The 12,869-nt window shown below is 54.4% G+C and carries 8 protein-coding genes; 7 read left to right on the forward strand and 1 reads right to left on the reverse strand.

All coding sequences use genetic code 11. The features are described 5' to 3' along the window. The coding region (locus ACWWFX_RS16860; protein WP_473224322.1) for a retention module-containing protein at positions 1-1,324 on the reverse strand (1,324 nt) is incomplete at its 3' end. A gap of 279 nt (positions 1,325-1,603) precedes the next feature. Between ACWWFX_RS16860 and ACWWFX_RS16865 the strand changes: the two genes are divergently transcribed. The 7 genes from ACWWFX_RS16865 to ACWWFX_RS16895 all read left to right on the forward strand — a co-directional run bounded on the left by ACWWFX_RS16865 (position 1,604) and on the right by ACWWFX_RS16895 (position 12,787). Then, positions 1,604-2,950 carry a TolC family outer membrane protein gene (locus ACWWFX_RS16865; protein WP_473224323.1) on the forward strand — a complete coding sequence of 449 codons (1,347 nt, stop codon included), beginning with the start codon at positions 1,604-1,606 and terminating at the stop codon, positions 2,948-2,950. A gap of 68 nt (positions 2,951-3,018) precedes the next feature. Continuing rightward, positions 3,019-5,208, forward strand: a complete 2,190-nt coding sequence (locus tag ACWWFX_RS16870; protein ID WP_456146601.1) for a type I secretion system permease/ATPase — start codon at positions 3,019-3,021, stop codon at positions 5,206-5,208. 25 nt (positions 5,209-5,233) lie between these two features. Then, positions 5,234-6,556 carry an HlyD family type I secretion periplasmic adaptor subunit gene (locus ACWWFX_RS16875; RefSeq protein ID WP_420851447.1) on the forward strand — a complete coding sequence of 441 codons (1,323 nt, stop codon included), beginning with the start codon at positions 5,234-5,236 and terminating at the stop codon, positions 6,554-6,556. A 161-nt stretch (positions 6,557-6,717) separates the two neighbouring features. After that, positions 6,718-9,786, forward strand: coding sequence for a glycosyltransferase (locus ACWWFX_RS16880; protein ID WP_473224324.1), 3,069 nt, complete (start codon positions 6,718-6,720; stop codon positions 9,784-9,786). Beyond that, positions 9,783-10,475, forward strand: a complete 693-nt coding sequence (gene lapG / locus ACWWFX_RS16885; RefSeq protein WP_473224325.1) for a cysteine protease LapG — start codon at positions 9,783-9,785, stop codon at positions 10,473-10,475. Before ACWWFX_RS16880 ends, lapG begins: the two co-directional genes overlap by 4 nt. A 9-nt stretch (positions 10,476-10,484) precedes the next feature. After that, positions 10,485-12,428: a cyclic di-GMP receptor LapD gene (gene lapD, locus ACWWFX_RS16890; protein WP_456146603.1), complete on the forward strand. Its 1,944-nt coding sequence runs from the start codon at positions 10,485-10,487 to the stop codon at positions 12,426-12,428. Positions 12,429-12,445: 17 nt separating this feature from the next. Continuing rightward, positions 12,446-12,787, forward strand: coding sequence for a tryptophan synthase subunit beta (locus ACWWFX_RS16895; RefSeq protein WP_149465127.1), 342 nt, complete (start codon positions 12,446-12,448; stop codon positions 12,785-12,787). Positions 12,788-12,869: the final 82 nt, after the last annotated feature.

Raw genomic sequence — 12,869 nt, forward strand, 5'->3', positions numbered from 1 at the left:
AGCGGTTGCCGTTCACTTCCAGCACCACCATGTCGCCCGCTTTCGCATCGCCGCCCACGGTGCCGGTGATGATGGTGTTCTCCGCCTTCGCTTCTTCAGCGTTGATCCAGCCGTCGCCCGCAATCACGTCAATATCCAGCGTGACCGTCGGCAGCGTGATATCCACCTGCACCGGCTCCATCGCGATGGCCGTCGCTTCGTTCCCGGCCTCATCCTGAATGGTGATGGTGCCGTTCACTTCCGGATCCGCCAGCAGGTCCGCAGTTTTCACCTCGGTGCTCCAGGTCAGGTCCTCTCGAACCACTGCTTCATACGGCTTGCCGTTCACTTCCAGATGCACCACGTCACCCGCTTTCGCGTCGCCGCCCACGGTACCGGTGATGGTGGTGTTCTCCGCCTTCGCTTCCTCGGCGTTGATCCAGCCGTCCCCACCAATCGGGTCAATATCCACCTCAACGTTTAACGCCGCCTGCCCAACGCTACTCTGCGCACTCGCCGTGGCTTCATTACCGTTGTCATCGCGCGTGGTGACGCTGGCCTGTACATCGCCAGAGGCAAGCAGGTCGCTGGTATTCACATTCACTGACCAACTGCCATCTGCCTGTACAGTGGTCTGATAATGATTGCCGTTGACCGTCACCGTGACCACATCGCCCGGACGAACGTCGTGCCCCGTCTTACCGCTAACGACTGTGGTCTCCTGCATTGCTTCACGCATATTAATGATATTGTCGCCGGCGATGGCATCAATGGTAATACTGGCTTCAGGAAGGACTGGGGGAACGGGAGGCTCTGGCGTAATAATGGGGTCATCATCGGTATCGTTGACGTCCTGGTCTGTTTCCAGCAACGTCTCCTCTTCCAGCGGCCCCGGGAACGTGGCGTCAATGCCGTCCGTGGGGTATCCCGCCGTGGGGTCAAGAATTTGCCCGGTCAGGTCCAGCACGACGTGCGTATGCCCCTCTCCACCGTCTCCCGCCTCGCCCGTCGCTGAGGAGGTAACCGGGTTACCCGCAGCGGTAGCTTCAAGCACCTGCGAGGGGTCAGCACCTTCCGCAATCGCCTGTTGGGCAGCCGCTAAATCCTGCGGCGGTGAGCTCTCTGCTGATGTCGTTACCGTGGTGTCATCACCCCAATGGCTTGCCCTGCCAAGATCCAGATTTTTACCATTCGGTAAGGTCACGGTGACTGCGCCCTGCTCGGTCACAATCTGTTCGCCGCGCATCACCTGCTCACCTTCTGTCGCCTGACGGCGGGTACCATCTGAGGCAACAATCCAGGCTTGCCCTATAATTGCTTTGATTGTTCCAATAACCGTTGACATGGCATCTCTCCTTGGGGTGTTAATTCCGTATCATTTTGGAAATTTATTTATTTCCTCTTATATATTCAGGAAACAAATGATAAGGTTATCTTTATAGTTCGCTTTATTGATTAACAGACTATATTCAGACCAGTAATTCAAATATATATATTCAGACCTGTATGAGTAATAATATCTTTTTATTATTTTTGTAAAACAGCGTATTTAAACACTCGAAGTCTTTCGTGTTTGGTTTATCTTAGCAGTCGACTGGGATATTCAATGCGAAGGGATAACATCATGAAAAAGCGCGATACGGTTATGCTTGCTTTGTCGTTGCCATTATTTGTCACTGGCTCCGCGCACGCATTAACACTCGAACAAGCCATTAAGAACACTCTTAACACACATCCAGAAGTTAGCGCCTCAATCAATAGCCGATATTCAGCTGACTATGATTTGAAAGCCGCAAGAGGCGGATATCTACCGTCATTAAATTTAAATGCCGGAACCGGTTGGGAGCAAACCGATAACGCCACCACCCGCGCGGCGAACGATCACCGCCGTAACCTGCACCGTAGCGAATCGTCGCTGATGCTGACGCAAAACGTCTTCAACGGTTTTGCCACCACCAGCGAAGTGGCCCGCCAGAAAGCCACCGTTAACTCCCGCGCCTACGGGGTAAGCAACAGCAGCGAAACCACCGCGCTGAGTGCGATTCAGGTCTATATGGATGTCCTGATGCGCCAGCAGTTCGTCAAACTGGCGGAAGAAAACCTTGCCAGCCATGAACGCATCTTTGATCAGATTAACCTGCGAACCCAGCAAGGCGTAGGCCGTCAGGCTGATTACGAGCAGGCCGAAGCCCGTCTGGCCCAGGCGCGAAATAACCTGCTGACCGAGCAAACCAATCTGGAAGATGCACGCACCAACTTCTTCAGTATCACCGGAAGCGAAGCCGAGTCGCTGAACCAGCCTACGACGGTCGCCACACCGGGCACCCTCGAGGATGCGCGTAAAGTGATGCTGAACAACAGCCCGCTGCTGAAACTGGCCGAGTCAGATGTTGAAGCAACCCGCCAGCAGTATGAAGCGTCGAAATCCACCTTCTACCCGAACGTGAATATCGAGGCAGGCCGTACCATGGATAACAATATCGATGGCACCCGCGGCCACAGCCAGGAATGGCAGGCGATGTTGCGTATGCGCTACAACCTGTTTAATGGCGGGACAGATAAGGCAAATCTTACATCAAATGCTTATAAATTACGTGAAGCACAAGATGTACGAAATAATGCGCAGCGTCAATTAACGGAAGAATTACGTCTTTCGTGGAACGCATTAAAAAATGCGCAGCAGCAAGTTCCGATTGCACAGCAATATGCTGACCAGAGTTATAAAGTGCGTGACGCCTATCGCCAGCAATTCAGTATCGGCGAGCGTACGTTATTAGACTTGCTCGACAGTGAAAATGAAGTATTCACTGCGCAGCGCCGAAATATTGAAATGCAATACGTTGAATTATTTTCCGGCTATAGAATTAAAGCGCGTACGGGCGAATTACTGAAGTCAATGTCCATTCAACCGCCATCAGCCAGTGAGGCGACCTGGGTTGAGGATCAGCAGTCATTACCGGACCTGAAATAAATCGTTAATACAGAGGGAGCCCGGCTCCCTCTGTATTAACAGCCGGTATTGTTATAAGGACATAAAATATGGCACTACATTCAATCCCCTCTTCCGGCGGCGATACTGTTGATAATCAGGAAGATATCGGCATCGACCCACGTACACTTCACGACGATCCGTTGCTGGATAGCCTGATGGCCATCTGCATGCTGCATGGCAGACCGGCCAGTCGCGTCTCGTTAACCGCCGGATTACCACTGGTAAAAAACCGACTCACGCTGGCAATTTTCTCACGCGCCGCCGCCCGCGCTAATCTGCGGGTACGCATGCTCAAGCGTGAGCTGAAAAAAATCACCGCCGTCTCTCTGCCCGCCATTGTGTTACTCAAAGGCAACCGCACTGCCGTACTGCTTGGCTGGAGCGAACACGGCGAAGCGCGTATTCTGCCAAGCGAAACGCTCGGTGGTGAGCTGTCGATTGATGCGCAAACGCTGGCGGATGAATACACCGGCGTGGCGTTGTTTATTCAGCCGATGCACCAGCGCGAACGCAGCGAAACGGCGCTCATACCCCGAACCCGAACATGGTTTCGCGATACGCTAAAACTCTCGCGTACGCTGTACACTGACTCTATCGTTGCCAGCTTCCTGATTAACGTCATCGCCTTGTGTACACCGCTGTTTGTGATGAACGTCTACGATCGTGTGGTGCCCAATCAGGCGACCTCAACACTGTGGGTGCTGGCGATTGGTATCACCGTCGCCTTTCTGTTTGATTTACTGCTGAAAACCTTACGCAGCCGCTGTCTTGATCTGGCCGGGAAGAAAACCGACATGATCGTCTCGGCGTCGCTGTTCAGCCGAATCACCGGGATGGCGATGAAAGCGCGCCCTGCGCGTCTGGGCAGCTTCGCGCAAAACATCCACGAAATTCAGTCTCTGCGAGATTTCCTCTCTTCACTTACGCTCGCTACGCTTATCGATATGCCGTTCACCCTGCTGATGCTGCTGGTGATTGGTATCATCGGCGGCCCTCTGGTGTTTATCCCGCTGGTTGCGTTTCCGCTGGCGCTGGTCGTCAGTTGGCTGATTCAGCGACCGCTCAATGAAACCATCGACGACACCATGAAACTCTCCTCAGAGCGCCAAGCGGTGTTGATTGAAACCCTGAGCGGCCTCGATGCCATCAAAGTGAACAATGCACAAAGCGAGCGTCAGTATCTGTGGGAAAACACGCTGGGCACGCTGAGCAAAAAAGAGCTGCGGGTAAAAACGCTCTCGACGCTGGCGGTCAACTTTACCGCCTGGCTACAGCAGTTCTCTGGTGTTGCGATGATTGTCGCCGGGGTCTATCTCATTATTGATGGCAACCTCAGTATGGGCGGCCTGATTGCCTGCTACATGCTGAACGGACGCGCGCTGGTGCCGATGGGTCAACTCAGCGGCCTCGTCACGCGTTATCAGCAGGCGCGCATGACGATGGAAACCACCGAAAACATGATGGATTTACCGCAGGAGCGTCAGGAAGATGCGCCTTCGGTCGCGCGCGAAAAATTACAGGGCGCGATTGCCTTCCAGAACGTCACCTTCACTTATCCGGACCAGAAATACGCTTCGCTCCGCGCCATCTCCTTCTCCATCACACCGGGCGAAAGAGTGGGTATTATTGGCCGAAGCGGGTCGGGAAAAAGCTCGCTGGCGAAGCTGATTATCGGTTTCTACCAGCCCGATACGGGCGAAATACTGATAGATGGCATGGACGCGAATCAAATCGACGTAAACGATCTGCGCCACAATATCGGTTATGGCCCACAGGATATCCACTTGTTCAGCGGCACGCTGCGTGAAAATCTGATCTACGGCGCAAGCTATGTCGATGATGATGTCATGCTCCGCGCCTCGCGTCTGGCAGGTGTACATGAGTTTGCCCGTAAACACCCGGATGGCTACAACATGCAGGTTGGCGAGCGTGGGCTGAATCTCTCTGGCGGGCAACGTCAGGCGGTGGTACTGGCGCGAGCGCTGCTGCTCGACCCACCAATTTTGTTGCTCGATGAACCTACCAGCTCAATGGATAACACCACCGAAGACGCAGTGCGCCGCGCATTGATAGAAAACACGCGTGGCAAAACGATGTTGCTGGTGACGCACCGCGCGTCGATGCTGGCGCTGGTTGACCGACTGATTATTCTCGATCGTGGCCGCATTATTGCCGATGGGCCTCGCGATAACGTCCTGGCGGCGCTGAAGAAGGGGCAAATCCATGCGAGTCACTAAGGCTATCAAAGCACTCCTGCGCCGTATGGGCCTCCTCTCTACGGAGAAGCCCTTCACGGTCAATGACATCAACGGCGTGATCACCGAAGGCGCGCCGCGTTCAACACGTATCACCCTCTGGGCCTGCTTTGCGTTTTTCATCGCCTTTGTTGTCTGGGCCTCGTTCGCTCAGGTCGATGAAGTGACGCGCGGCGAAGGAAAAGCAATTCCCTCATCGCGCCTGCAAAAGATCCAGAACCTGGAAGGTGGGATCGTCTCGGAAGTATTTGTTCATGAAGGGCAAATTGTGGAAGCCGGGCAGCCGTTACTGCGCCTGGATGACACGCGTTTTCGCTCCAACGTGGGCGAAAGCGAGGCCGATCGCAATGCGCTGATTGCGCGCATCTCGCGCCTGCAGGCGCAAATTGACGACAAACCGCTGGAAATCAGCCCGGAAATTGAGCGCGATGCCCCAGGCATCGCCAGCGGCGAGCGCGAGTTGTTCAACACCCAGCGCGAACGTTTCCGTAGTGAGATTTCCGGCCTCGAAGAACAACTGTCGCAAAAACGTCAGGAGCTGCTGGATTTCGAAGCTAAAAAGGTGCAGTTCCGTAACAGTCTTGGCCTGCTTCAGCAGGAGGTGCGGATGTCGGAGCCGTTGGTTGCCGCGGGCGCTATCTCGAAAGTCGAAGTCCTGCGTTTGCGCCGTTCGGAAGTGGAAACGCGCGGCCAGCTCGATTCGGTGATCTTGTCGATCCCGCGCGCGCAATCGGCGATCAAAGAGATTGAAAGTAAGATCGCCGAAGCCAAAGGTCGCTATCGCAGTGATGCACTGGCGGAGCTCAACGAGGCCCGCACCAACCTGAGCAAAACGGAAGCTTCCGGTAAAGCGATTGAGGATCGGGTCAACCGTACGCTGGTCACCTCACCGGTACGCGGCGTGGTGCAGCAGTTGCTGGTGACAACCATCGGCGGCGTTATCCAGCCGGGTAGCGAACTGGTGGAGATTGTTCCACTGGACGATACGCTGCTGGTTGAAGCCAAAGTACGCCCGCAGGATATCGCTTTTTTACATCCGGGCCAGCAAGCGATGATCAAGTTTACCGCCTATGATTACACCATCTATGGCGGGCTGAAGGGCTCACTGGAACACATCAGCGCTGACACCATCACCGACAAAGAGGGTCGCAGCTTCTACCAGATCCGTCTGCGCACGGAGCGTAACCATCTCGGTAATGAAGAGAAACCGCTGTTGATCATTCCAGGCATGGTGGTTTCGGTCGATATCATGACCGGCAGAAAAACCGTGCTCAGCTACCTGCTGAAACCGATTTTACGCGCCAAAGCCGAAGCCCTGCGCGAAAGGTAATATCACGCCAGGGCGCAATCAGCGGCCTGGCGTATAACTCGATCGGTTTTCTGAAAAAGGGAGCCCCGCACTAATCCATGCGAATGCGGAATATCCAGGCCGAACGCTATAATGTTATCTTATAAAACACAGGGATTTTCTTCGCGCAGCAGGATACCGATATGTCATTGAGCCATTTGCTCGCGCAAACCCGGCCTCTGGTTGAGCAATTTAATATTGCCGCCGATGCTTCTCACGTTCCGGGTTATGTGCTTTTTTTTAGCGTGAGTAATGGTCAGGAACGTGCTCACATCGAACAAGCCCGTGGTGAAACGCTGGACAATGCCTGGATTGCGGGCGCAAAAGCGTTGCAACGCTGGGCACAGAAGCAAACCACGCAACCTTGCTGGCTGCGCGTGGATGTCGTCAATCACGTTGAAGTGCTACGCTGGGATGCGCTGCAAGATAAACTGCGCAAAACCAAGCGTAACTATTTCCGCTTTGGCTTAAGCTTCACTGAGACCTTTGAGCACGCCCTGCTTGAACAAGAAATTGCCGCCAACGCCCTGCTCTACGTGGGCACCGAAGGCGTCGCCACCCCTAACGATAAAAACCTGGTCAGCTATACGCGTCAGCGTTTTGGCAGCGAACTGCACTGGCCGGACGCACCGGAAAAAACCCTCTGGCGTTTTACCACCCTTGGTGCGTTCAGCGACGGTAATCGGGCATATCCTCTTGAATCTGGCGGGCCGCATTCAGGCTATCGCCAGCTCCCGCACTGGCAGGATGAACTGGAGCCGATGATCCACTCGGCCAGTGATTATCTGGCGCGGCAGGTTAAAAAATCGGGCCGCTTTCATTACGGCTGGTTCCCCTGCTTCGATCGCGCGATCCCCACCTATAACGCCCTGCGCCACGCCAGCTCGACCTACGCGCTGTTAGAAGGCTGGGAAGTCACGCAGAACGACGCGCAGTTTGCCGCCATCGAACGCGCGCTACACGATCTCGCCAGCGAACTTATCCGCACCTATACGATGCCCGACGGCAGCGACGCCGATTTTCTGGTGGACACTGGCGATGAGATTAAACTCGGCGGCAACGCCGTGTGCATTCTGGCGATGGCAAAATACAGCGAACTGACGGGAAATGAGCGCTATCTGGCGCAAATGGAACGCCTGGCAAACGGTATTGCCTTTATGCAAAACGCCGAAAGCGGCGCATTTGTTCACGTGCTGCATGCCGCCGATCTTTCGCTGAAAGAAGAACAGCGCATTATTTACTACGACGGAGAAGCGGTATTCGCACTGATGCGTCTGTACGGGCTGACCAAAAACCCGCGCTGGCTGTCAATTGTTGAACGGGCGATGGACAATTTTATCGCCCGGAAACACTGGCAGGCGCACGATCACTGGTTAAGCTACTGCGTGAACGAGCTGACGCGCTATCGCCCGCAGGCCCGCTACTATCAGTTCGGGCTGGACAACGTGCGCGATCATCTCGATTTCGTGCTGAAAAGAGTGACCACCTACCCGACGCTGCTGGAACTGATGATGGCGGCGCAGCGCATGATTGAGCGTCTTCAGGCCGATGATACCCACCGGCATCTGCTGGCTGATTTTGACGTCGATAAATTTTACCGTGCGCTGGAGTACCGCGCCCGTTATCTGGCTAACGGTTTTTTCTGGCCGGAACTGGCGATGTATTTTAAAAATCCGCAAAAAATTGTCGGCAGCTTTTTCATTCGCCATCACAGCTATCGCGTGCGCATTGATGACGTCGAACACTATCTTTCCGGCTATGTGGCGTATCGTAAATATCGCCTCCAGCAGGCGAGTCGTCCGCAGCAGCTGGTTTTCCTGTGTGGTAATTTCCGCCATGAAGGCAACGGGATTGAAATCGCCTCCATCCGCCGCTGCGCGCTGTTTATTCGCCAGCTTGGCGTTTCGCCGTGGGTGATCACTTCCAGCTGGAACCCGCAGCTGGCGCGCACGGTGGAGGCGCTTTATGAAAGCGGAAAACTGCCCGCGCCGGTTAACGCGCTGACCGTTTATGACTGGCTGCCAGCCATGCTGGAGCGCGGTGATATTCGCCCGATGCAGGAACTGCGCCCCGGCACGCGTGCGCAAACGCGTAAAGACAGCCGCAACATTCTCGCGGCGCGTCGGTATGTCGGCGCGGAGGGCAATCTCAGTCACGAAGATTTTGTCCATCTGCCCACGCAGAAAATCGTGCTGCGTCGGCACTATCGCTCTCTGAAAGGCACGGCGTATCTTTCCGGCATTGAGCTGCGCTTCACCGACCATGAACGCCGCTATGCCAGCGAAGAGGAGTTCGCCGCCGCCATGCTGGCGCATAATCTGGACAGGCAAACCACGTGGCATTTTCTGGTTGATAAAAATCTGCCGTGGCGGGAGTTTGTCTCTTCAAAACCCAAAAACTGGCTGGATGCGACCCTGACGTCGGTAATTCACTCGACGCATCAACGGGAAGACGGTGAGTTTAAGCAGGCATACCGACATGTGTTGCGCGACGCAACGCTGCTCGACCGTATTATTGTGCTGACTGACGCGCAAAAGCATGATTTGGCGAAGGTTATCTCCAACGCAAAACGCTTACTCGTTATACCCCATCATCTGACGCTTGCTCTGCCGGTTGTAAATCCGCAGAAAAACGCCGGCAAACGGGTGCTCTATATGGCGCGTTATGCCCCTGAAAAACAGCATCAACTTCTTTTCAGAGTCTTTGCTCAGGTTGTGGAAAAAATGCCGGATGCAGAGCTACACACATATGGTTCCGGCGGAATAAAAAAAGAACTTGAACAATGGGTTATCGCTAATCATCTGGATAAACATATTTATCTTCACGATCGGACCGACGAACTGGAATTACTACATCGTCAGTCCAGTTGCGCAGTTCTGTGTTCCAGCCATGAAGGCTTTTCACTGTTTGGCCTGGAGTCACTCGCCCACGGCACGCCGCTGGTCAGTTTTGACATCCAGTATGGCCCGCGCGATTTGCTGGAAAATTCCGGTGCCGGAATTCTGGTGAAGCCGAATGATGAAACCGCGCTGGCAGAGGCGCTGATTGCGGTTTTACAGAACCCGCAGCAACGTGCGCAAATGCAGGAAAACGCCCTGCGCCACGCCACACGCTATTCTGAACAACAGGTTGCCACACTCTGGCAGACCTGGTGGCAGGAAATGCAGACACTGGCCGCCCGCGAAAATAAAGGGGTCGAGAACCGCGCGTGAACGTTCGACTGAGCCGTCGCACACTCTGGCAACGCTGGCTGGCATTCTGGCTGGCGCTGCTGCTCGTGCTCTCACCTGGCCTCGGCGCCAGTTGGGATTTCAACACCATCAACTCGCGCAGCCAGCAGCTATACGGCCCCGCCACGCCAACGGCGCAGCGCAATATCGATGAGTGGGCGGCATTGCTTAAAAATCCGCCGCAGGGCACTATTCAGGATAAATTAAGCCGCGTTAATCAGTTTTTTAATTCCCGCATGCGTTTTCGTGATGATATCGCCGTATGGGGACAGCAGGATTATTGGGCAACGCCGATTGAATTCTTACGCAAAGGGGCGGGCGACTGCGAAGATTACGCGCTGGCGAAATATTTCACTCTGCGTGAACTGGGCGTGCCCGCCAGCCAGCTTCGAATCACCTATGTAAAAGCATTGCAGTTAAATCAGGCACATATGGTTGTCGCCTGGTACGCCACGCCCGACGCGGTACCGTTAATTCTGGATAACTTAAAAACCACTATTTTACCCGCGACACAGCGTAATGACCTGCTGCCGGTTTACTCCTTCAACGGTGAAGGGTTATGGATCCCGCAGGCAGGTAAAAACAAGCGCGTGGGCGACAGTAAAAAGATTTCTCGCTGGCAGGATCTTCTCACCAAGATGCGTGCAGAAGGATTTGTAATTAATGAATAGGAAGTAGCCATGTCTCTCTATAAACAGCTACTCATTGGTATTTGTCTGTTCACGGTCATCATCTTCTGCGGCAGCTTTTATGTGACGCTGGAGAGTTCGCGCGAACAGTACCACAACCAACTGAGTGCGCACGCACAGGATAGCGCCACCGCACTGGGCCTTTCGCTCACGGCCAATATTGACGATCCGGTGATGACGGAACTGATGGTGAATTCCATCTTCGACAGCGGCTACTTTTACCGGATTCGGGTTGTCGATATCAAAACCGGCAAGCCGCTGATTGAACGCCAGAACACGCCGCAAAGTGCCAGCGTCCCTAACTGGTTTGTACGCATGGTACGTCTGAACCCCGGCCAGGGTGAAGCGGTAGTGATGCGCGGCTGGAACCAGGTGGCGAAGGTGGAAGTGATCAGCCATCCGATGTTCGCGTTGACACGCCTGTGGGATAGCCTGGTCGCCAGTTTCCTGCTGCTGAGCGTGTGCAGCATTCTTTGCGTACTGGGCGCGATGTTTATGCTGCGCCGCAGCCTGCGCCCGCTGAATCACATTGTTGATCAGGCGCTGGCGATCAGCCGCCGCGAATTTCTCAATCTGCCGGAACGCCCCAAAACGCCGGAGCTTCGCCGGGTGGTGGAAGCCACTAATATGATGGTCACCCAGCTTAAAGCGCTGTTCAGCGAACAGGCCACGCGGACCGAAACGCTGCGTCAGGAGGCCTATAATGACAGCCTGACGGGGCTGAACAATCGTCGCTCATTTGATATTAAACTCCAGTCGCGTCTGAGCGATGAAGAACACGCCGCGGGCCATCTGATTTTACTGCGCGTGCAAGACCTCATCGGCCTGAACCAACGTCTCGGTGGGGCTAAAACCGATCAGTTGCTGGTTGCCGTAGCCGATATTCTGAACGAGCTCCAGCAGCGATTTTTCCATAACGAAGGTTTCCTCGCGCGTATTCGCGGCGGCGAGTTCGCGATTATCGCGCCCCCGATTTTGCCGCAGGAGATGGAAAATCTCATTGCCACTCTCAGCACACAATTAAAAGCGTTGCATGAAACCGGCATGAGCGATGTCACCCCCGTCGCCCACTTCTCGCAGGTGAGTTTCAATATGGGCGATACGCCGCAGGCGCTGCTGCGTCAGGCTGACCAGGCACTGGCGATGGCGGAAACGGAGATGCGTTTCTTTGCCGACACGCAGGCACCGCAGGAAGTGGAAAACGAAGACGATCACCATCACTGGCACACACGTCTGGAAACCGTACTGGCGAAAGAGAACTTCGAGCTTTTCTCCCAGCCCGTATATGAGTGCAACAATAAAAACATCATCCTGCATCAAAAAATTCTTGCCCGCATCAAGACGCCGGAGGGCGAAATCATCCCCGCCGGGCGCTTTATGCCGTGGATACACCGCCTGGCGCTGAGCCGCCGGATGGACATCGTCATGCTGAAACAGACGCTGAAAGCAATGGAGAAAAGCACCCAGCCGCTGGCACTGAGCATCAGTGGCGAAAGTGTTGCCGATGAGGAGAGCATGAACGCGCTGCTGCAACCGCTAAAAGGCGCGCGCCATCTCGCGGGCCGACTCACGCTGGAGCTCGATGAAAATGAGCTGCCAAATCCGGAACAGGTCAGCCTGCTGGTGCAAAAACTCAATACGCTGGGTTGCCGTCTGGGCATTCAACACTTCGGCGGGCGTTTCCATTTGATTGGCAACCTGCCACAGTGGGGGCTGGCATGGATTAAAGTGGACGGCGGTTATATTCGTCACATCGATCAGGAAGAGGATAAAAAACTCTTTATCGAAGCCATTTACTGGGCGACGCGTCAGATCAATTTACCGTTAATTGCTGAGCGAGTGGAAACGGAAGGTGAACTGGCCGTGTTGGAAAAAATAGGTTTGTATGGTGCAATGGGACGATATTTTAGCGATGCCAGCACTCTCACTAAATAATTCTCAGGAGCATAATCATGCATTTTATCGAACGTGACAGTGAGGGTCGGATCGTCCGGGTGGAGCCTGCTCCATTCCCCGAATCGACTGAACAAAGCCATGAAACCACCGCTGAAATTGACGAGTGGTTAAAGGTCAATACGCTGCGTGCCGCCACCCTACAGCAGTTGCAGCAGAGCGATCTCGAAATGGTCCGTGTCCTTGAGGATCTTATTGAGGTGCTGATGAGCAAAGGGGTGATCAGCATTACCGATCTCCCGCCTGCGGCACAAAACAAATTACTCAGCCGCGCGAAAGCCCGACAAACGCTGGGCGGGCTGGAAGATTTAATTGGCGAAGAGGAAGACCGGCTGATTTAAAGCGGGTTAATCGTAGTTTAAACGCATTCAGGTATAACGCCTGAATGCGACACGATTTCAATATTCGGAAATACCTTACAAT

It is taken from the genome of Pseudocitrobacter sp. 2023LY-00077 (assembly GCF_055796175.1).